General features: G+C 41.4%; 21 protein-coding genes and 1 other RNA gene. 16 read left to right on the plus strand and 6 right to left on the minus strand.

Annotated features, from left to right (window positions below; all coding sequences use genetic code 11):
* Window positions 1-162 precede the first annotated feature (162 nt).
* The 6 genes from MKZ10_RS09075 to MKZ10_RS09100 all read left to right on the plus strand — a co-directional run bounded on the left by MKZ10_RS09075 (window position 163) and on the right by MKZ10_RS09100 (window position 7,153).
* Complete coding sequence (locus tag MKZ10_RS09075) at window positions 163-1,437, plus strand: ribonuclease H-like domain-containing protein (protein ID WP_342509938.1); 1,275 nt, start codon at window positions 163-165, stop codon at window positions 1,435-1,437.
* A gap of 69 nt (window positions 1,438-1,506) precedes the next feature.
* Complete coding sequence (gene gpsB, locus MKZ10_RS09080) at window positions 1,507-1,803, plus strand: cell division regulator GpsB (protein ID WP_203246496.1); 297 nt, start codon at window positions 1,507-1,509, stop codon at window positions 1,801-1,803.
* Between the two features lie 63 nt (window positions 1,804-1,866).
* Window positions 1,867-2,250, plus strand: an RNA gene (gene rnpB, locus MKZ10_RS09085) — RNase P RNA component class B.
* Window positions 2,251-2,414: 164 nt separating this feature from the next.
* Entirely contained in the window at window positions 2,415-3,542 is a 1,128-nt protein-coding gene (locus MKZ10_RS09090; protein ID WP_342509941.1) for a class I SAM-dependent RNA methyltransferase, read from the plus strand.
* A 71-nt stretch (window positions 3,543-3,613) separates the two neighbouring features.
* On the plus strand, window positions 3,614-5,524 hold the full coding sequence (locus MKZ10_RS09095) for an ATP-dependent DNA helicase (protein ID WP_342509942.1): 1,911 nt from the start codon (window positions 3,614-3,616) through the stop codon (window positions 5,522-5,524).
* 129 nt (window positions 5,525-5,653) lie between these two features.
* On the plus strand, window positions 5,654-7,153 hold the full coding sequence (locus tag MKZ10_RS09100; RefSeq protein ID WP_342509944.1) for a carboxypeptidase M32: 1,500 nt from the start codon (window positions 5,654-5,656) through the stop codon (window positions 7,151-7,153).
* A 60-nt stretch (window positions 7,154-7,213) separates the two neighbouring features.
* Here the strand turns inward: MKZ10_RS09100 and MKZ10_RS09105 are convergent, their stop codons facing one another.
* Window positions 7,214-7,669: a chemotaxis protein CheX gene (locus tag MKZ10_RS09105; protein WP_342509946.1), complete on the minus strand. Its 456-nt coding sequence runs from the start codon at window positions 7,667-7,669 to the stop codon at window positions 7,214-7,216.
* 160 nt (window positions 7,670-7,829) lie between these two features.
* Between MKZ10_RS09105 and MKZ10_RS09110 the strand changes: the two genes are divergently transcribed.
* Genes MKZ10_RS09110 through MKZ10_RS09120 form a run of 3 tightly spaced genes read left to right on the plus strand, consistent with a single transcriptional unit; the run spans window position 7,830 to window position 12,858 of the window.
* The gene (locus MKZ10_RS09110; RefSeq protein WP_342509948.1) at window positions 7,830-11,432 is read left to right on the plus strand and encodes a dynamin family protein; all 3,603 of its coding nucleotides are present in this window, start codon (window positions 7,830-7,832) and stop codon (window positions 11,430-11,432) included.
* The gene (locus tag MKZ10_RS09115; protein WP_342509950.1) at window positions 11,433-12,254 is read left to right on the plus strand and encodes a sulfurtransferase; all 822 of its coding nucleotides are present in this window, start codon (window positions 11,433-11,435) and stop codon (window positions 12,252-12,254) included.
* A 13-nt stretch (window positions 12,255-12,267) separates the two neighbouring features.
* Window positions 12,268-12,858: a metallophosphoesterase family protein gene (locus MKZ10_RS09120; protein ID WP_342504657.1), complete on the plus strand. Its 591-nt coding sequence runs from the start codon at window positions 12,268-12,270 to the stop codon at window positions 12,856-12,858.
* 26 nt (window positions 12,859-12,884) lie between these two features.
* Here the strand turns inward: MKZ10_RS09120 and MKZ10_RS09125 are convergent, their stop codons facing one another.
* Complete coding sequence (locus MKZ10_RS09125; RefSeq protein ID WP_342504658.1) at window positions 12,885-13,274, minus strand: ribonuclease HI family protein; 390 nt, start codon at window positions 13,272-13,274, stop codon at window positions 12,885-12,887.
* Window positions 13,275-13,359: 85 nt separating this feature from the next.
* Between MKZ10_RS09125 and MKZ10_RS09130 the strand changes: the two genes are divergently transcribed.
* Window positions 13,360-13,548: a zinc-finger domain-containing protein gene (locus tag MKZ10_RS09130; protein ID WP_342504659.1), complete on the plus strand. Its 189-nt coding sequence runs from the start codon at window positions 13,360-13,362 to the stop codon at window positions 13,546-13,548.
* 40 nt (window positions 13,549-13,588) lie between these two features.
* Here MKZ10_RS09130 and MKZ10_RS09135 read toward each other — a convergent pair whose 3' ends face one another.
* A complete protein-coding gene (locus MKZ10_RS09135; protein WP_318617431.1) occupies window positions 13,589-13,798 on the minus strand; it encodes a cold shock domain-containing protein in 210 nt (69 codons plus the stop codon).
* Window positions 13,799-13,945: 147 nt separating this feature from the next.
* Between MKZ10_RS09135 and MKZ10_RS09140 the strand changes: the two genes are divergently transcribed.
* Entirely contained in the window at window positions 13,946-14,578 is a 633-nt protein-coding gene (locus MKZ10_RS09140) for an HD domain-containing protein (protein WP_342504660.1), read from the plus strand.
* Window positions 14,579-14,626: 48 nt separating this feature from the next.
* On the opposite strand, the gene MKZ10_RS09145 is transcribed toward MKZ10_RS09140, so the two are convergent.
* Together MKZ10_RS09145 and MKZ10_RS09150 are read right to left on the minus strand one after the other, a co-directional pair.
* Complete coding sequence (locus MKZ10_RS09145) at window positions 14,627-15,064, minus strand: hypothetical protein (protein WP_342504661.1); 438 nt, start codon at window positions 15,062-15,064, stop codon at window positions 14,627-14,629.
* Window positions 15,065-15,256: 192 nt separating this feature from the next.
* The gene (locus MKZ10_RS09150; protein WP_342504662.1) at window positions 15,257-15,628 is read right to left on the minus strand and encodes a DUF2500 domain-containing protein; all 372 of its coding nucleotides are present in this window, start codon (window positions 15,626-15,628) and stop codon (window positions 15,257-15,259) included.
* Between the two features lie 156 nt (window positions 15,629-15,784).
* Between MKZ10_RS09150 and MKZ10_RS09155 the strand changes: the two genes are divergently transcribed.
* Together MKZ10_RS09155 and MKZ10_RS09160 are read left to right on the plus strand one after the other, a co-directional pair.
* Window positions 15,785-16,168 carry a CidA/LrgA family holin-like protein gene (locus MKZ10_RS09155; protein ID WP_342504663.1) on the plus strand — a complete coding sequence of 128 codons (384 nt, stop codon included), beginning with the start codon at window positions 15,785-15,787 and terminating at the stop codon, window positions 16,166-16,168.
* Window positions 16,159-16,848 carry an LrgB family protein gene (locus MKZ10_RS09160; RefSeq protein ID WP_342504664.1) on the plus strand — a complete coding sequence of 230 codons (690 nt, stop codon included), beginning with the start codon at window positions 16,159-16,161 and terminating at the stop codon, window positions 16,846-16,848. The genes MKZ10_RS09155 and MKZ10_RS09160 overlap by 10 nt, the downstream gene beginning before the upstream one ends.
* A 34-nt stretch (window positions 16,849-16,882) precedes the next feature.
* Here MKZ10_RS09160 and MKZ10_RS09165 read toward each other — a convergent pair whose 3' ends face one another.
* Window positions 16,883-17,422 carry a transcription repressor NadR gene (locus MKZ10_RS09165; protein WP_342504665.1) on the minus strand — a complete coding sequence of 180 codons (540 nt, stop codon included), beginning with the start codon at window positions 17,420-17,422 and terminating at the stop codon, window positions 16,883-16,885.
* Window positions 17,423-17,518: 96 nt separating this feature from the next.
* Here MKZ10_RS09165 and menC point away from each other — a divergent pair, with 96 nt between their 5' ends.
* The 3 genes from menC (at window position 17,519) to MKZ10_RS09180 (ending at window position 21,341) form a co-directional block, all read left to right on the plus strand.
* Window positions 17,519-18,631 (plus strand): o-succinylbenzoate synthase, encoded by a 1,113-nt coding sequence (menC, locus tag MKZ10_RS09170; protein ID WP_342504666.1) that lies wholly within the window; start codon window positions 17,519-17,521, stop codon window positions 18,629-18,631.
* A 333-nt stretch (window positions 18,632-18,964) separates the two neighbouring features.
* Window positions 18,965-20,053, plus strand: coding sequence for a glutamate 5-kinase (proB, locus tag MKZ10_RS09175; protein ID WP_342504667.1), 1,089 nt, complete (start codon window positions 18,965-18,967; stop codon window positions 20,051-20,053).
* A gap of 40 nt (window positions 20,054-20,093) precedes the next feature.
* The gene (locus tag MKZ10_RS09180; RefSeq protein ID WP_342504668.1) at window positions 20,094-21,341 is read left to right on the plus strand and encodes a glutamate-5-semialdehyde dehydrogenase; all 1,248 of its coding nucleotides are present in this window, start codon (window positions 20,094-20,096) and stop codon (window positions 21,339-21,341) included.
* Window positions 21,342-21,362: the final 21 nt, after the last annotated feature.

A 21,362-nucleotide genomic window follows, 5' to 3' on the forward strand; every position in this document is an offset into this window, starting at 1 on the left:
ATAAAGTATAGTCAAGACTGCGAGTCAAGCTATTGGAGCTTGCAGAAAGTACTTAACCATCTTATTCTTTATGGATAAGGTGGTTTTGTATTTTTTAACATAACTTTCGATAGCTAGGATCATATCGGCTTTCAACTACATGAAAAGAAGGAGGACCTCACTATGTCCTATGAACAAAAGCTAATGCAGATGAAGAAAATGCTGAAAAAGACGGATAATAAACTAGTGCCTGAAGCAGTCAAAGTAGTTGCACAAGCTCCCATTTATGAGCAAGCATGGCTTGACGCTGGACTAACTAAAGAAGTGAACAAGCATGGCATTGTTTATAAACGCATTGTGGAATATGCCAAAGACTATCAACATGGCAATATGGTTCTATCAGGATTGAAGTCGACATTGGAAGAGTGGAAAAAGTCTGGTGAAGAGCATCCTTTGTCACCGGACTTTTCAAAGCCACTTGTTTTTTTCGATACAGAAACAACTGGTTTAAAAGGGGCGGGAACGCTGATTTTTCTCCTCGGTTTTATCGTTGAGACAGACAGCTCTTTTAAACTAACGCAATATGTATTACCGGGGCCAGACCATGAAGCTGCTTTTTTATATGCATCGAAACTATGGGAGACGTCAACAACGCTTGTGACGTATAACGGTAAAAGTTTCGATGTTCCGCAGCTTGAAACGCGCTGGACGATGAATCGCAAGGAAATACCACCATTGCTTGAACATACACAGATTGATTTATTGCATGGTTCTAGGCGCATTTGGAAAGATGAAATGGGCACATTTAGACTACCGGCGATTGAGGAAGAGAAACTTGGATTCATACGTGATGGAGATATCCCGGGGCATATGGCGCCCATCATTTATCAAGATGCTGTGAAAAATGGTCGTGCGGAACTTCTGATGAAGGTACTCGTCCATAATGAGTGGGATATCCTTTCACTTGTTGCGCTGTATATTCGTTCTACGGACTTACTGTTGAAAACGGATACCCCAGAGTCAGCGATATCGCATACGAATATTGGCAAATGGTTCGCAGATTTGAAGTCTCATGAACGCAGTAAACAAGTTTTTGAAAGTGCCATTGCTACGTACGGCATCGATCATCCCGCAACGCATTTCCATTTTGGTTTTATTTTAAAAAGAGAACAGCAATACAAGGATGCTGTTGCTTCCTTTACCATTGCAGCAAATGGTTTGACTGGACGTGAACGGATTATTGCGCTGGAGGAATTAACAAAGCTTTATGAGCATAAGCTGAAAGAACTGAACAAAGCATTAGAAATAACACAAGAGGCAATTTGGTTATTGCAAGTAGCCACCGACTTAACGGAAGCATTCCAGCAACGTCTAGGAAATGATTTTGCGAAGCGGGAAATAAGGATTAAAAGAAAATTATTTCCCGGGCAAGCGCATAAAATGACAAGTGAAGATTAATTAAGACAAAAGCAGACAAATCATGGTATACTGAGTGACATGTAAACAGAGATGGAAGGGCGATTTTTCATGGATACTAAACTGGATTCAAAAACAATTCTTGAAAAGGAATTTAAGGTGGGACTTCGAGGCTATCAGCAAGAAGAAGTCGATTTATTCCTTGATGATGTCATTCAAGATTACGAAGCTTTTAAAAAGACTATTGTAGAGTTGCGTACTGAAAACGCACGTATGAAAGAAGAACTGGCAGAAGCACAAAAACGTCCGTCTGCAGGAAGTGCTGGCACAACAAACTTCGATTTACTAAAGCGCATTTCTAATTTGGAGAAGCACGTATTTGGCAGTAAGCTTTTTGATCAGGAATAAAAAATCAATCTGCATGATGTTGTAAATGTACTAAATGTGCGGTATACTAAGTTTATCATAGTGTAATTTAGGTAATCGCTGCAACGCCTAAGTTGTAGAGGAAAGTCCATGCTCACACGGCTCTGAGATGACCGTAGTGTTCGTGCTCGGCGAAAAAATAAGCCGTGGCTTCACGCATCGCGTGTTGACGGCGGGAATAAATCCTAAGTCTTCGGATATGGATGAGGTTCTCTGAACAGTGCCACAGTGACGTAGCTGATTCGGAAACGGGTCAGATGGAACGCGGTAAACCCCACGAGTGAGAAACCCAAATTATGGTAGGGGCACTCTTCTGAAGGAATTGAACTGATGAAGGGACAGACAACTGTCTGTAGATAGATGATTACCACCCTAAGTACGAGGCGCAAGCCGTTTGAGTACACGGGAAACAAAACATGGCTTATCGAATTTCCTATGGTATTATGGTTACATCGAATGCTCTCCTATATAATATGGAGAGCTTTTCTTTTTGATTTTAGATGACTTTAGCGAATAGAGTCCCTTTAGCATAGACAATAATAATGAAAACGATAGTGAAATAGTTGATGGAATAGGATTGGAGCTGGATAGGCATGAGTGAATTTAAATTGGTCGCTACGTCTGCAATGGGGTTAGAATCCATTGTTGCGGATGAGGTGAAAGCATTAGGTTTTCAAACGACTTCGGAAAATGGGAAAATTTATTTCCAAGGTGATGCATTAGCGATTGCGAAAACAAATATGTGGCTGCGCGTAGCGGATCGAGTGCGGATTGTAGCAGGTGAATTCCATGCAACAACGTTTGATGATTTGTTCGAGCAGACAAAAGCGATTCCGTGGGAACGTTTTTTACCGGTAGATGCAGCTTTTCCGGTTGCGGGGAAATCTGTTAAATCAACATTATACAGCGTGCCGGATTGTCAGGCGATTGTTAAAAAGGCAATTGTTGAGCGTCTGAAGATTGCTTATAAACGAATTGGTTTCTTAGATGAATCAGGTCCTTTATTCAAATTGGAAGTTTCTATTTTGAAAGACAAAGTGACGCTGACAATTGACTCGAGTGGGACAGGACTTCACAAACGTGGCTACCGCGTGGGGCAAGGTGATGCGCCGTTGAAAGAAACGATGGCGGCGGCACTTGTCAAATTGACACGTTGGAATCCGGACCGTCCTTTCGTTGATCCATTTTGTGGTTCAGGTACGATAGCGATTGAAGCGGCGATGATTGCGCAAAATATTGCTCCTGGTTACAACCGTGATTTTTCAGCAGAACAATGGCCATGGATCGATAAAAATATTTGGCATCAAGTCCGTGAAGAGGCGGAAAGCATCGCCAAATACGATCAACCGATTGATATTACAGGTTCTGACTATGATCCACGAATGATTAAAGTGGCACAGGAAAATGCGGCAGAGGCCGGTTTTATGGATATGATCAATTTCAGACAGTGTGATGTAAGAGATTTGACTGTCGATGGTTTGAATGGTGTCATGGTGGGCAATCCTCCATATGGTGAGCGTCTCGGTGAAGTAGAGGAAGCGGAAGATATTACACAGGAGCTAGGGCGTATTATGAAGAATTATCCGTCTTGGTCCGTTTATATGCTGTCTTCATTGGAAAACTTTGAGACGATGTATGGAAAAAAAACAACGAAAAAGAGAAAATTATTCAATGGCTTTATCCGCACTGATTTGTATCAGTTCTGGGGACAACGCCAATAGTCAATAGATTAAGGTATGTGGAAGAGGACAAGCCCTCTTCCTTTTGCATGTAAATTAGGAAGGGGTTTCATATGAAAAGTAAGATGCCATTCCCTTTATCCAAAGAAAAATCATTCTATGAGTCATTGAATGATTGGATAGGGGACACATTGTACGATGATTTAACCGAAAAAGGATTTGAATGCCGCGATGAACAAATTTATATGGCATTCCAAATTGAACAAGCATTGAAGGAAAAGAAAGTGTTGTTTGCAGAGGCGGGTGTAGGGACAGGGAAAACGATTGCTTATCTGCTTCCTGCGATTGCTTACGCGCGTTATACGGGCAAACCAGCCATCATTTCATGTGCGGATGAAACGCTTATTGACCAGCTTGTCAAGGAAGATGGCGATATTCGTAAAGTGGGTGAAGCACTTGGATTGGATATTGACGTGCGCTTGGCTAAATCACGCGACCAATATTTATGCTTGAAACGCTTGGAGGAGACGGGCAATACGTCGACGGAAGAGTATATTGAGTGGATTGAAGATAGTATTCCTGATTTTGTTCATGGCAATGCTTCTTTGCAGTCCATTCACCCATACGGGGAACGTTCGGATTATCCGGCTTTAAGTGATGAACAGTGGAAAACAGTGAATTTCCATCCGATTCAGCAATGTGCTGCGTGTGATATTCGTAATCGCTGTGGGCAAACGATTCATCGCAACCATTATCGTGAAGCGGTTGAACTGGTTATCTGTTCGCATGATTTCTATATGGAGCATATTTGGACGAAGGAATCGCGTAAACGTCAAGGGCAATTGCCATTACTGCCTGAACCCTCAATGATTGTGTTCGATGAAGGGCATCTTTTGGAGTACTCAGCGCAGCGTGCATTGACGTATGAGGTACAAAATAGTACATTACTGAATTTGCTAGAGCGCATTATGGTAGATGGTCTTCGTGAGAATACATTACAACTCATGGAGCGTCTTATTGATACACATGAAGCCTTTTTCACACTGTTAGATAAGCTAGCTGATGATACGGATAATGAGCGTAAAGCGATTGAGAAAACGGCTGAACTACTAGCGATTGGTAAGGAATCTGTTCAAATCTCGACGGCACTTCTTGAAGAGTTCGTCTTTGATGGAGAATTATTTATCATTCCAGAGTATGATTTGAAAATGGTTGAGGAATATTTGGATCAGTATATTTATTCGATGGAATTGTTCACGTCGCAAAATGATGCGGTTGATTGGTTGGAAGAACGTGAAGGCGAGTCAACTCTTGTCATCATGCCGCGTCTTGTGACAGATATTTTAAGAGAAAAATTGTTTTCATCGAAAACACCGATTGTCTTTTCATCTGCGACATTGTCAGTAGGAGAGCAGTTTACTTATTTGGCAGACGGCTTAGGTATCCAGGACTTCCTATCATTTTCAGTGGAATCGCCATTTGATTATGAAGAAGTGATGGAGGTCTTTGCGACAGATATAGAGGCTGGTGGTAAAGCGAAGCGTGCTCTGGAGTTATTGGCAGACGGCGAACAGACGCTCATTCTATTTAAGTCAGAGCGAGCGATGCAACAGTTTAGAGAGCAAGTACCTGTTGAGTGGCAAGAGCGTATTGCTTTTGAAGGAGAGCGGGAATTGTCCTCGATTGTTCGTGAGTTCCAGCAAAAGCAAGTTCCTGTTCTTTGTTCGTATCACTTATGGGAAGGCTTAGACATTCCGCAAGATGCGTTGACGCGTGTCATCATTTATGACTTGCCGTTACCACCATCAGATCCGCTATTCGATGCAAGACGTCAGCACGCGAAGGATCCCTTCCATGAAGTGGATTTACCTTTCATGCTGCTCAGATTACGCCAAGGTGCGGGTCGTCTGATTCGAACGTCTGCGGATTCTGGAACGGTTCATTTACTACTTGAGGGTGAAGAGCAACAAATGAAAGCAGAAATCGAAGGTATTTTCCCGGTTGAAATGAAAATGACAAATTAATACTAATGAATAGTAGTTGGCTCTCCTAGTACGATTGGGAGGGCCTTTTTTTCGTTCATTACTCAAACTATAAGACGGTATACAATCATGGTAAAATAGAGACTATAGGTTACAGAGGGGGGAATTAATTTGACGACTGAACAGAACTTTTTAGCATTATTGAAAAAAATGAGTGCTTATTCTGAGGCGCTGAACATTATGTACTGGGATATGCGTACGGGAGCACCGAAAAAGGGGATTGCGACACGTTCTGAGGCAGTTGGTACATTATCATCTGAATTGTTTAAAATGAGTGTCTCTGAAGAAATGGGCGGTTATTTGGATGAGCTTGGGAAAAATATCGATTCACTCGACCCGATTATTGCGAAAACGGTCGAGGAAGTAAAAGAAGAGTATGATCGAAGTGAAAAAATTCCAGCAGAAGAACATCGGGAATTTGTTGTGTTGGCATCGCAAGCGGAATCTGTATGGGAAGAAGCGAAAGACCAATCCGACTTCGAAAGATTTTTGCCGTATCTCGAAAAAATTGTCGCGACGAAGAAAAAGTTTATCGGCTACTGGGGTGTGAAGGATGACAATCCTTACAATACATTGCTCGACCAATACGAGCCAGGTATGACAACAGATATTATCGATGGCGTATTCAACCAGTTAAAAGAAACAATTGTGCCGTTAGTGAAGAAAATTTCAGAATCAGGCAAACAGCCAGACACCTCTTTCTTATTTGAAAAGTTTCCTAAAGAGGGTCAAAAAATAGTTAGCCATGATATTTTGCAGCAGCTTGGCTATGACTTCGATGCAGGTCGTTTAGATGAAACCGTTCATCCTTTTGAGATGGGCATAAATCTTGGCGACGTGCGCATTACAACCAAATATGATGAGCATGATTTCCGTTCAGCTATATTTGGAACAATCCATGAATGCGGTCACGCATTGTACGATCAAAATATTGATAAAGCACTTGAAGGGTTACCGATTGCACAAGGAACGTCAATGGGCATTCATGAATCACAATCATTATTCTTTGAACAGTTTATCGGTCATAACGAAAACTTTTGGACGTATAATTTCGATTTATTGAAGAGCCAATCACCTGAACAATTTGAGGGCGTGTCGGTAGAATCCTTCTTACGTGCGATTAATTATTCAGAGCCATCATTGATTCGAATTGAAGCAGATGAACTGACGTACCCGCTTCACATTATGATTCGTTATGAAATCGAAAAAGGCTTATTTAACGGTGATTATGAAGTGAAGGATTTGCCGCGAATTTGGAATGATAAGTATGAAGAATATCTTGGGGTCCGTCCAGAAAATGATGGTGAAGGAGTTCTACAGGATGTTCACTGGGCGGGTGGTGACTTCGGTTATTTCCCATCCTATGCACTCGGTTATATGTATGCGGCGCAATTAAAGTCTGCGATGTTGAAAGATATTCCGAATTTTGATGAGCTATGCGGACAAGGCGACTTCGCACCAATTTTAGCATGGTTAACGAAGCATGTTCATCAATACGGTAAAATGAAAAAGCCGCTTGACATCATTCAAGATACGACGGGTGAAGGTCTAAATGCTAATTATTTAGCTACCTATTTGCTAGAGAAATATACAAAGCTATATAATTTGTAAATCGAAAAAAGTGCTGTGTCATTCATCGAGAAAATCGGTGAATGAACAGCACTTTTTGTCTTAGGCTTCATCAATCGTTAGCAATACATTCAACATGGAGCCATCTTCAAGTTTCACAGGAAGTTTGAATGCTTGTTTGAAACCAAAGAACTTCATTGTCCCAGTCATAACAGTTGGGGGAGAAATATCAAGAATAAGGCCATCTTTTTCAAGCAACGTACATAAATTTCCGGCAACCATATTCCCTAGTTCACCGGTAAAGGACTCGACCATTTCACCTTCTATGGACATACCGAACATGGCCTGCCCAATTTGACCAATCACTTCGGTAGTTGTCTCAAGAATTAAACGCCCTTTTATACCGCCAACAAGTCCGATTAGTACACTAATCTCCTTTTGCTCATAAGGCTGTACGGTCATTGATGGAGGTAAAACATCTAATTTAACTGGAATCACAGTTGTTAGAGAGGCAATAGTACCATTTAAGATCATTTGGACATGTTTAGATGTACTCATTTAGGTTCCCACCTTTATAATTAAGAATAGTGCAATCATACCATAGTAAATTATAAACAATGCAATATTCGACAATTTTCTTCAATTTATTTTTTTCCATTAGTTGAGTTAGAAAAATGGTATGATAGGAACAGCAATTGATGAAGGGACCGAGTGAACCATGCAAGAACTAGCACATTTAATACAACAAGCAGCTACCTATGGTCAGCTTTTTATAACACATGATGATGAAGAGCGTTTTAAGAAAACGGAACTATTTGCCGCAAAGTTAATTGATAAAGAATATACAATCGGGTTTGCTGGTCATTTCTCTGCAGGCAAATCATCTATGATTAACGCATTGACAGGGGATGATTTGCTGCCATCGAGTCCAATCCCAACGAGTGCTAATATCGTTAAAGTCCGCAAGACAGACTCTGACTATGCTGTTATTTACCGGACAGATGGTACAGCCGTAAAATATGGTGGACATGGATTCCCGGCGGCCATCAAATCATTTAGTAAAGATGGTGCAGCAGTTTCGCTTGTTGAAATAGGACATACGGGATCCCATTTACCAGAAGGCATTACTGTGATGGATACGCCTGGTGTTGATTCGACAGATGATGCCCACCGTTTATCGACTGAATCTGCACTCCACTTGGCAGATCTCGTTTTTTACACGATGGACTATAATCATGTGCAATCGGAATTGAATTTCCGTTTTACCAAGGAATTGATGCGTTATAACGATAACGTTTATTTAATAATCAATCAAATCGACAAACACCGTGATAGTGAGTTGTCGTTTTCAGATTTCAAACAATCGGTTGAAGACTCCTTTAAAATGTGGGGCGTTGTTCCGAAAGGCATCTTTTACACATCATTGAAGGATGTAGACCATCCACATAATGATTTCGATGCAGTGAAAGCGATTGTCGATGGTTCGATGGAAAACTGGCAGCAGCGATTCGTTGAGAATGCTAAGCAAACGCTTCTCAAACTAAAAGATGAACATAGTCAATTTTTAGCCGATGAAATCGTGGATCGAAAAAATACCTATTCTACAATCATTGCAGATGATGAATGGCAAAGACAAGTTGAGCTTCAAGAAGAAGTGACTGAATCTAAAAAAATGCTAACCCTTTTATCAGGCGATGAATTTGCTACGACGTTTGAAAATGAACGTAATCGTCTTATGCAAAGCGCTGCCATCACCCCTTATGAAACACGTGAACTGTTAAAGGTTTATTTAGAGTCATTGTCATCCCGTTTTAAAGTCGGGTTACTATTCGGTGCGAAAAAGACTGCTGAAGAAAGAGAACGGCGTAAACAGGCGTTGGCCGATAATATGAGTGGGCTTGTCCATGCCCAAATTGAAGTCCATCTAAAAACACTAATGAAAAAGTCGCTGAAAGAAGCCGGTATTTTAACGGACGAACGCTCGCTTGAAATTGATGGTATTGAATTGTCCATTCCATTTGTTGATATTGAAAAAGAGTTTAATGTCTCAGATGTCATTACAGGTGACACTGTGCTGAACTATTCTGAACGAATGAAGACGGCCATTCACGCTGCATTCCGTCGAATGACAGACGAGTGGAAGCACGATATGGCGCTCATTGCATCGACAGCCGGCGATGACAACGCTGGGATGCTGGAGCAAAAAGTACACCGTTTGGAAGAAAAACTGCAAGCGATTCAGCAAGTAGAACAAATTGAATTGCAGTTGGCGATGCTTGAACAGCAAATGGATAATCCTTCAACTGCAACGATAGTAAGTCGTGATAGTCTTCTCCAGCAGTGGGAAACACGTGAAACGTTGGAGACAGTTGAATTCAATGAAGAACAGGCGACAATCAGTCCAGAGAAAATAAAAGAATCGACGAAAGCAATTGAACAATCTGAAATGAGCATCCTGACTTCAGATTCAGAAAAAGTGGTTGCGCAGGCGATTCATGTTGCGCATTCAGTTGAAAATATTCCAGGTTTTCTAGAAACAGCTGACTATTTACGCAAAAAGGCGAATCGATTGGATGGACAAGAGTTTACCATTGCATTGTTTGGGGCGTTTAGCGCTGGTAAATCTTCATTTTCAAATGCATTAATCGGTGAAAAAGTATTGCCGGTGTCACCAAATCCGACAACGGCGGCGATTAATCGTATTCGACCTATTTCTGTAGGTAAAGAAGATGGAACGGCTGATGTTCTGTTAAAAACAGAAGAACGTATGCTAGAGGATGTTAGTCGTTCCTTTGAAGCACTAGGTGTAGACATTTTAACATTGAATGAGGCCTTTCAAAAGGCAGATGAAGCACTACATACGGAATTGCAGGATGAAAACCTTCATATTCATAAAGCGTTTATTGCTGCTTACCAAAAAGGCTACCCAATTTATAAAAATGAGTTGGGTGCCATTATTAAAGCAGAACGGGATGAATTTGTTAAATTCGTCGCGCAAGAAGACCGTAGCTGTTTTGTTGAATCCATCGATTTTTATTACGATTGTGAATTGACACGAAAAGGAATTACCCTTGTTGATACCCCCGGAGCTGATTCTATAAACGCGCGTCATACAGATGTAGCGTTTGAATATATTCGAAATGCTGATGCGATTCTGTTCGTGACGTATTATAATCATGCATTTGCCAGAGCAGATCGGGAGTTCCTTGTCCAATTAGGGCGGGTGAAAGATGCGTTTGAGCTCGATAAGATGTTCTTCATCGTCAATGCGATTGACTTGGCTTCCAACCAAGAGGAGGCAGAAGCAGTGAAAGCATTCGTTGCGGATGAACTGCAAATGTTTGGCATTCGCAATCCGAGGGTCCATGGTATTTCAAGTTTACAAGCACTGGAGGCGAAAGTGGAAAATCGACTGGATCCATTGATGTCACCGTTTGAAGAAGAGTTTCATCACTTCCTTGAAAATGACTTAAAAGGACTCGCTGTACAGGCGTTGGAAGAGGAAACAGTGAAAACGGTTGAGCGCTTGTCGTCATTAATTTCACGGACTGAAATAAATATGACGCGCAAAACAGAACGATTAGAAGAGTTGAATAAAATTGAAGGGGAAGTGCGTCAGCATTTTACTTATAATTTTGCGGATGTATTAAGAAAATCAACGAATAATGAGCTAAGTGAGCTTGTCTATTATATTTTGCAACGTGTATTTTTACGCTATGGTGATTTTTTCAAAGAGGCATACAGTCCATCCATCTTCGTCAACAATTCGGCAGATCGGGCGCTAAAGGCGGCACTTGCTGAAACAGTTCAGATGATTGGTTTTGATTTGACACAGGAGTTGAAAGTGACTAACTTACGGATGTTGAATTTCATGAAAAAGCAATTGAATGAACGTCAACGCACTGAGGTAGCTCATTTACATGACAAAGATAGCTCAATCGCACCTTCACCATACGAGGCGCAAGATGCAGATATGTTGTCGTTTGATGTACCCTATGCAGATCCAAATGTCTATGGTCGTGTCAATAAACTGTTCAAAAATCAAAAAGCGTTCTTTGAAAAAGGAGAACGAGATATATTGAAGGACCAGCTAGAGGAGTTGCTGAAGCAAGATGCTTCTACTTATCTCGGGCATGAAAAAGAATTACTTGAAAAGTGGACGGATAGCTGGATAGACAGCGAAGCAGAAGGCCTTAGACAGCATTTATTGAAGGAAAGTTTGACACAGATTGCTTCGGAGCGAACTCTTTTACAAGGGACAGAGCAGCTTGTGGAATGGCGTGCCGTGTATGGGGAATTACAGGCGAAGGGGTTGGTTTAATTGACGAAGGTATTTGTTTCTGTAAAAGATGTAGACTATAAAACGGCGAAATGGATAGACACGCGTTTTTTCTTGCAGGATGTGCAGGAAGGTCAGCAGAAGTATGGGCAAAGTCATGTATCAGGTGCGGTGTATTGGGATTTAGAACGTGATATGTCTGATATGACAAAAACGGCGGGACGCCATCCAATGCCGGAGAAGGAAGCACTAACGAACCTTTTTCGTAAAAGTGGCCTATCGTTAGATGACCTTATCGTGATTTACGATGATGGCGGTAGCCCATTTGCCGCTCGTGCTTGGTGGCTGTTACAATATGCAGGATTCAAACATGCCGTTATCTCACTCGAAGGATTTGAAGCGATTAAGCAGGCTGGTATTTCGGTTGATGGTGTAGTACCCAAGACTGTCGAAACTGCAGTTTCTCCAGCTTGGGATGAGGGAATCTATGCATCTCGCCAACTCATCGAGGAGACGGTTGCTGGTGAGACGTCAATTGTTTTACTGGATGCTCGCTCTGCTGAACGCTATCGCGGTGAAAAAGAGCCGATAGATCCAATTGCGGGTCGGATTCCGGGTGCGTTGAACTTTGACTGGGAATTGCTGAAAAAAGAGGGCATCTATAATATGGATGAAACGGTCAAAGCACAACTGTCGCAGATAGTGGCTCCAGTGCAACAAGTAGCCGTTTATTGTGGTAGCGGCGTGACTGCGGCTGCATTATACGCCATGCTCAAGCATAATGGCTTTGACAATGTTCGTTTGTATGTAGGGAGCTATAGCGACTGGATTTCACAGGAAGGCGCCGACATCGGGAAAGATTGAGGGGACTATACTTATGCGTTATGCATTACTAGGTGACATTCATTCATCCAAAAAAGATTTGGAAAAAGTACTTGCAGATATTTTAAATAAAGCACCGGAAGCCGAGTTAGTTGGAACAGGCGACTTGTTTGAATGTATCATTAGTAAAAAAAATATAACCGATAAAAAATTTACAGAGCTTGGAGAAGTTATGCTTATACCGGAAGGCTTTTCCGAGTTATTGACATTTCCTTCTGTCAGCGGTAATCAAGAGGATCGTATATTATGGATAACTGAAACAGAAGATCCGCTGCGAGCAAAGTTAGCTGCATTGCCGGAAACAGCTAATATAGGTCGTGCACAAGTGATACACGGTCACCAGTGGCAATGGGGAGGGCAACCATGGGCACTCGTTCATGCGAGTGTTGAGCAATCATTTGTTTTTTATGGACATAGCCATCAATCAGGTTTGTCACGCAATGGTATCCAACAAGAAATCGAATTCGGCATTCCTTACAGTGTGGACGGTGAGAAAATGCTCGTTAATGTCGGGGCAGTTGTCGGTGATTGCGAATGGCTGTTGTATGATGCGGAGGTACAAACTGTTACTTTCATGAAAGCATAGTGAAAAAGACTGAAGCCACAGTTGCTTCAGTCTTTTCTATGAATGGCATCTCTCGCCAGTGCATCCGCCGCACGATTATCTGCATCGGAAATCCATTTGATGAAAAAGAAATCAAATGTTGTGGCGATGGCAAGAATTTGTGCCAAAATGGGTTTATGGGCTTCATTCTTTACAAATTCTTTTTCTACAGCCATGACAACAATTTGAGAATCAGAACGTACGGATACAATCCCGGTCGTTAGTTTGGCTGCTTCTTCCATACCACGAAGCAAGGCTTGGAATTCAGCAGAGTGATTATCTGTCGGTGCAATCGGCTCAGAAATTCTTAGCTGATGGCCTTCACCTTTAATGTAGATACCAATGCCACTTTTTCCCGGATTGCCAGCGCTGGCACCATCTACGTATACTTCAAGCATATTTGTCACCTCAATTTAGTTGAATAGTTGTGTCTTCGAAGACTGCGTATTAGAATAGAGGAATCATGTTTGTGGGGGGAAGGTTATGAATAAAACGATAATTATGAGTGAAATAGATAGTATTCTAACTAGTTATTGTGAAGGCTGTTTCTTGAAGAGGCAACTGTCCAAAGAACGGGGAAAGACAGGTGCACATCAGTTTTGTATCAAGACCTGTACAATCGGGGAGCAACTTCAGTTCCTGGGGCGGGAGATTAATAAAATCGGAAAATAATATCCCGCAGCAAACTACGCTAGCGGGATTTTGTATTCGATCATTCATCTCCAGATTTTAAGACATTCGCCGCCTGAGGACCTCGATTTCCTTCGATAATTTCGAAAGATACAGATTGCCCTTCGTCAAGCGTTTTAAAGCCTTCTGATACAATACCGGTAAAGTGGACGAACACATCTTCCCCGTCATCCGCTTCGATGAAACCATAGCCTTTTTCGTTGCTGAACCATTTCACTTTTCCCTGGTACATGTAGACTCCTCCTCGGCGTTTCAATGTCCCATCCATCATAGCATGGATAACTTAACTATACATGAATCGACATTTTGCGTCAATGATATGCCTGAACTTTCTGACTGAGTTTTTCAATAATTTATTAATCAAAAATGGAGTGATTTTATGGGAACAATAGTAGATAAATGTATGAGAATGGTTGAAGGAATTTATAATCAGTTTGATGCAAGTCATGATTTTGCGCATATCGAACGGGTATTGAAAAATGCGGAAGAGATTTCACAAAAAGAAGTTGCGGCAAACGAGGAAGTTGTGCGTTTGGCTGTCTTATTACATGATATTGACGATGCCAAATATCAAACGGTGGGGCAGAAAACAGCGACCGATATTTTACAAACAATTGGTGCATCTGATGACTTGTCGCAGCAAGTATTGGCATGCATTGACAGTGTATCATTTAGCGGGGGCAATACAAAAGAATTGACGTCCATTGAAGGGGCCATCGTTCGGGACGCTGACCGTTTGGATGCCATTGGAGCGATTGGTATTGCCAGGACGTTTGCATTCGGAGGGGCAAGAGGAAGAAAATTGTATGATGCTCATGAAACAGCACGTGATCAGATGTCTGAGGCAGAGTATCGTGGGAAGGAAACAGCATCTGTTACACATTTTTACGAAAAATTATTATTACTAAAAGACTTGATGGTGACAGTGGAAGGGAAGCGTATAGCCCAGCAGCGGCATGATTATATGGTAGGATTTTTGAAGCAGTTAGAGAGGGAAGTTGGGTTGGAATAGTGAGTAACAAACGCCACAACGATAAATAGTCGTTGTGGCGTTTGTTATTTAGCCGATTTTACTATCGGAGCTACGATTAAGTAAATTGAAAATGTCTTTTTCATTCGTATATGCTTTATGGGAAGTAAAGGCTAGTTCTTTTTTGATGAATTCAACAGTTTCGGCTAAGGCAGTCACTTCGCCGCGCATTTGATGAACGTCCATTGTGAGGTTTTCAAGTTTGGCATCTGTTTCTTCTTGACGATCACGGATAACTTTAATAATTTGCGTGTTTTCATCTAGTTGCGCTTTCATGCTAGTGATGTCGGCTTTCATGCCAGTGATCTCAGATTTGATACCATTGATGTCGGCTTTCATGCCAGTGATCTCAGATTTGATACCATTGATATCGGCTTTCATGTCAGTGATCTCAGATTTGATACCATTTACATCCGTTCTTAAATCCTTTACTTCTGCAAGAATTTGGAGTAAAAGTTTTTCACTCATAAAAAGGTCTCCTTTCATCAATATTTTGTGAACTTTATATTGTGTTGATACATAAGAAGTATTTTTATTTATAGAATAACAATAACATACGTTCGTATATTTTGTAAAGCGAAAAAAGGATTTTACATTAGAATAAATTTAACAACAGCCGTATTTTATGTATAGGGGCTGTTGGTACTATGGTAGTTTAGTTTAGTCCTTCACAACGCGTTTAAACTCCAAATAACGCGTCCCCTGAAATGTCAGCATTCCAATATCATCCTCGGCTAGCATACCATATTCAGAGCCCTTCATGCCTAACTCCATGCGGTCACCACTTTCAACTTGAAAAGTGACATAATACCATGTGCTAGCAGAAGAATCACCTGATCCGCCGGATGTCTTGGTGCGCTTTGTCACGACTTCAGCGGGTACAGTTAGTTTTGGTGAGTTGTTGTTTTTATTCCACTTATTAATACCGCCTATGATTGCTACCAAAATAAAACCAAATACAATAAAAAATATGATGCCGATAAAGACCGGAATAGCGGAAAACATAAAGTTATCAAATGGACTAAATCCCATTAACAATCCCTCCTTTGAATAAATTTAGCATACCATTTATACGTTTCATTTCTAGAAAAAGATTCATAGATGCCTTTGATATTTTTAATATATGACTCTATAATCATACCAATAGTCTTATCATTCGATTTTATACAAAGAGGAAGGGGAATTGTAATGAAATACATAAAAATCATTGTACAAGTCTTCTTATTGTATGGCTTTGTACTTATAGGGAACTGGTTGCAAAGTATATTTCATATACCCCTTCCAGGCAGTATCATTGGGCTGTTATTGCTGTGGCTGGCTCTGTCGTTGAAAATTGTTCGACTGCAATGGATTGAAACAGGCTCTTATTTTCTTTTATCCTTTATCCCACTTTTTCTTTTACCCGCGACAATTGGTGCAATGGATTATGGTCATATATTCGTAGGAAAGGGCTTTCTATTAATCCCAATTACGATGATCAGTACATTTTTAACGATGTGGATTTCGGGCTATACAAGTCAACTTATTGCTCGGAAATCGGCTAAAAGGAAGGGGGAAGTACCGTGCGAATAATGCTGCTTACCGTCCTTTTTTTCATCATGACAATTACTACGTATATGGTGATGAATTTTTTCTATGTAAAATATCGCCGATCTTTTTTAATTCCCATTTTGACATCGACAGTTGTTATGATTGTAATCCTTCTGTTGTTCAAAGTCCCTTATACAACATATATGATTGGGGGCAAATGGCTGGATGTATTGCTAGGTCCGGCAATTGTTGCATTGGCAATTCCACTATTTAAACAACAGGATTTATTAAAAAAGAATGTGTTACCGATTATTGGTGGGGTGTTGATGGGGGTACTTGCGGGAATGGGAAGTGGCATGTTTTTTGCCGAGTTATTCGGTTTCTCGCAAGCTATTCTTTTATCATTATTACCGAAATCTATTACAACACCTATCGCGATTCAAATTACAGCGGCAGTGGGAGGGATTTCTTCATTGGCGACTGTGTTTGTCATGATTGCGGGCTTTACGGGTGTCATTTTCGGCCCGCTGTTGTTTAAGTGGACTCGGATGGATATGGCAATGGGGCGTGGTATCGGGCTAGGTGCTGCGGCGCATGCGCTTGGTACATCGAAAGCCATTGAACTTGGAGAGCAGGAAGCGTCGATGAGCTCGGTTTCTATGACGCTATGTGCGATCATCGGCTCCATTGTAGGTCCAGTGATGGTGTGGATATTTTATTGAAATTAATCCCCCAAATACAAAAAGCGGGTATCTGTCATTCGACGAGGATACCCGCTTTTAGTAATGCTTTTTCCGCATTTTTTAGTTGTCCTTCATTATCAGCTAGCAAGGTGTGAAGATGGATGCCTTCCTCCGCTAACTTCGATAAGTAAATGGCATTTGCTTCTTGAATTCTTTTGAGAAATTCTTGTACTTCATTTCGATTAGAGACCATGATGGATGCGCTCAAATCACCATAAACAGGATGTTCGATTTTGACGTCTTTGACGGTTACACCGTTATCGACAAGAATATTTAGTTCTTCTTCCGTTTGCTCAGGTCGGTGTTTGCAGACGATAACTTTCTCGATTTTTCCAGGTGTTGTTGATGTATGCATATAAATATAGCCTTGACTTGTTGCGATAATTGGTTCGTTTTTTGCTTTAAGCAATGTAATATCACCGACAATCACTTGGCGACTGACATTGGTCATGTCTCCTAGTTCTTTCCCAGTCATTGGTTTGGTAGCCGCCTGTAATGTACTCACAAGGAGTTGCCGGCGTTCGCTTCCAGGCATTTTTTCATTTTCGCTCATCTATATCCCTCCAGCATTATTAGTTTATCATAATTGGTGAAAAGATAGGGAAGTGGCGTACAATAGATTTAAATTGATCTTGTGAGGAGATTTTTTATGATTATTAAAAAAATAACAATCCGTAAAATGCAAATGATGATGAAAACACCATTCTCTACTAGCTTTGGGACATTGCAAGAGAAGGACTTTCTTGTGCTCGAAGTACAAGATGAGTTAGGGAACACTGGTTGGGGAGAGTCTGTTGCATTTCGTGCGCCTTGGTACACTGAAGAAACGCTTGAAACTAATTTACATATCATTAAGGATTTTTTAATCCCCCTCGTTTTAGGAAAAGAAATTGGGCATCCTGATGATGTTAGTTCATTGTTTGCCACGATTCGTAAAAATAATATGGCGAAGGCTGCTGTTGAAGGTGCAATTTGGGATCTTTACGCCAAGCGTAACAAGTTAACACTGTCGCAGGCGTTAGGTGGCGAACGCGATAAAATCGAAGTCGGGATCAGCATAGGTATCCATGATGATCATGCAGATTTAGTTGCGGCTGTCCAGGAGTTTATCAACATAGGCTATAAACGTATTAAAGTAAAAATTAAACCCAATCATGACATCGCAGTCATTCGTGAACTGCGCAAACACTTTCCGGACGTACTACTAATGGCAGATGCTAACTCGGCGTATACGCTACAGAATGCAGAGCTGTTGAAACAGCTAGATGCATTCAATTTAATGATGATTGAACAGCCGCTTGCGCATGACGATATTATCGACCATGCTGTATTGCAAAAACAACTGACAACGCCTATATGTTTAGATGAAAGTATTTTGTCCTTGGAAGATGCTCGAAAGGCAGTTGAACTCGGGAGTACAAAAATTATTAATGTGAAAATTGGACGCGTAGGCGGTTTAACAGAAGCGAAGAAAATTCATGATTACTGCATGGAACAAGGCATTCCCGTTTGGTGTGGCGGTATGCTGGAGGCTGGAATTGGACGTGCACATAATATTGCGCTGACAACATTGCCGAACTTTATTTTACCAGGCGATACTGCAGGATCATCGCATTATTGGGAGCAAGATATTATTTCACCAGAGGTGGTTGTCGAGGATGGTTATATACGAGTGCCGACTGGCTATGGCATTGGTTATGAGCCGAATTTGACCGTGATGGAGCAGTTTATGGTCGATGAAATGCAGTTTGACAGTAAATAAGGTGTTTTTCCTACTTGACAAAACTTTTTCTTATTGTATGATTATTTACAATCTTAGAAAATTGAACGGTGATGAAGGAATAGTATGTGGGCCCTTGTTGTGCCAGAGAGCGAAATTTATAAGCTGGAAAATTTCGCCATAAACGAGCCGCGGAACCTGCCTTTGGAGTCCTATGTGAAAATAGGCGCGAACCTCAGCGTTATGAGGAAAGCGGGGTGCGTCTAAACGCATCCAATTTTGGTGGTACCGCGGAAGTAAAGCTCTTTCGTCCTTAATATTAAGGATGACTGGGCTTTTTTGTTTAATCATATGTGAAATGGTGGCGATATTGACATGAAAAAACAACGAATTGTTGTCAAAATAGGTAGCAGTTCCTTAACGAATGATAAAGGAGAAATCGATCAGGAGAAGTTCGATGATCATATTGAGGCTCTTTCAGCACTACGAAAAGCAGGGCATGAGGTTATTGTTGTCTCCTCAGGCGCGGTGGCGGCGGGATTTGCGGGTTTAGGCTACCCGTCAAGACCGCTTACCATTAAAGGCAAACAAGCGGCAGCCGCGGTGGGGCAAGGTTTATTAATGCAATCTTATATTGAAAAATTGAGTAAGCATCATCTTGTGCCTGCACAAATTTTATTGACACGCAGTGATTTTTCCAACCGTGGGCGCTATAGAAATGCCTTTGCAACATTGACAGAACTACTGGAACGGGGTGTTTTACCAATTATCAATGAAAATGATACCGTCTCCGTCGATGAATTGACTTTTGGTGATAATGATATGCTATCCGCACTTGTAAGTGGCTTGCTTCATGCGGATCGGCTTATTATTTTGACAGATATTAATGGACTGTATGACGCTAATCCACATAGTAATCCAACGGCTCATCGCTTTGATTATTTGGAGGAAATCACGGATACTCTTTTGGCGGGTGCCGATGATACTGGTTCGAAAGTTGGGACGGGGGGGATGAAATCCAAGTTATTAGCAGCTAAAACAGCCTATTCTCTCGGAGTATCTATTTTTATTGGGACTGGAAAAGGATCGCAGAAGTTACTTGATATTTTAGCAGGTGCAGGGGATGGGACATATATTGCGAATCCAGATTATACAAAAGTCAATACAAGTCGACAATGGATTGTCTTGCATTCGGAAGCGACAGGCAAACTATATGTCGATCAAGGGGCGGAGGAAGCGATTTTATATAAAGGGAAAAGCCTATTGCCAGCGGGCGTGTTCAAAGTAACTGGAGCTTTTGATAAGGGAGATGTCGTGGAAGTGTTTGGCATGAATGGTTTGTTAGGTAGAGGGGAAGTCAGTTATTCATCAGATGAACTGGACGGTGCGATTGAAAAACGCCAACAGGAAAAGCTGTCACCGACAACTGAAGTGATTCACCGAAATCGCTGGGTACAACTATAACTTGAACCAGCAGAAGCCTAATTGATTAGGGGGGATTATTATGAGCGAAGTAGTAAAAAAAGGACAATTGGCAAAGGAAGCAAGTTATTCACTGGTCAATGTTACAACGGAGCAAAAAAATGAGGCATTGGCATTGATTGCTGAACAATTATTGAATGACCAAGTTGCAATTCTCGCCGAAAATCGAAAAGATTTGGAGGAAGGGCGAGCAAACGGACTGACGGACGCTATTTTGGACCGAATACTGTTATCGGAGAAACGCATTCAAGACATGGCTGAAGCTGTGAAGCTGTTAATGGCATTGACAGATCCAATTGGTGAGACGTTGGAGACGATTGAAAAAGAAAATGGCTTGCGTATTGAAGTGAAACGCGTGTCACTCGGTGTAATTGGGATGATTTATGAGGCGAGACCGAATGTAACGGTAGATGCTGCGACGTTAGCTATTAAAACGGGTAATGCCGTGATTTTACGGGGCAGTTCTTCCGCAAAATATTCAAATAGCGTACTCGTCAAATCCATTCATACAGCACTTGTTAAAAGTGCTATTCCGCAGGATTCTATTCAATTCATCGAAGATACGAGTCGAGAAACAGCGAAGGAACTTTTCCGATTAAACGATTATTTGGATGTTCTCATCCCTCGTGGTGGAAAAACACTAATTGATACGGTCATCCGTGAAGCAACGGTTCCAGTCATTCAAACGGGCGCCGGTAATTGTCATATTTATATTGATGAAACGGCAGATTCAAACATGGCTGAAGAAATTACTTTAAATGCAAAAATTCAGCGCCCATCTGTTTGCAATGCTATCGAAACGATTTTAATTCACGATAAGTGGTTTGCACAATATGGCAAGAAGCTAGTTGAAAGGCTTTTACAAGAGGGTGTGGAGATTTACGGTGATGAAACCGTCGTCCGCGAATGTCATGGTGTTCAAGCCGCATCTGAATCGGACTGGTCCACGGAATATCTTGGCTTAACCGTCAGTATTAAGCTTGTCACGGGACTCGATGAAGCCATTTCTCATATCAATCAATACGGTACACAACATTCGGAAGCGATTATTACAAATGATGAGCAGCACGCGGCAATGTTTTTAACTCGCGTCGATGCAGCCGCTGTTTATCATAATGCATCCACTCGATTTACTGATGGCTTTGAATTTGGATATGGGGCAGAAATCGGCATTAGTACACAGAAGTTACATGCTAGGGGACCAATGGGATTGAAAGCATTGACGACAAGTAAATATATGATTCGTGGGAATGGACAGGTGCGGGTATAAATTTGAAATTCCTTTATCATT

This window comes from Sporosarcina sp. FSL K6-2383 (assembly GCF_038618305.1).
Taxonomy (GTDB): Bacteria; Bacillota; Bacilli; order Bacillales_A; family Planococcaceae; genus Sporosarcina.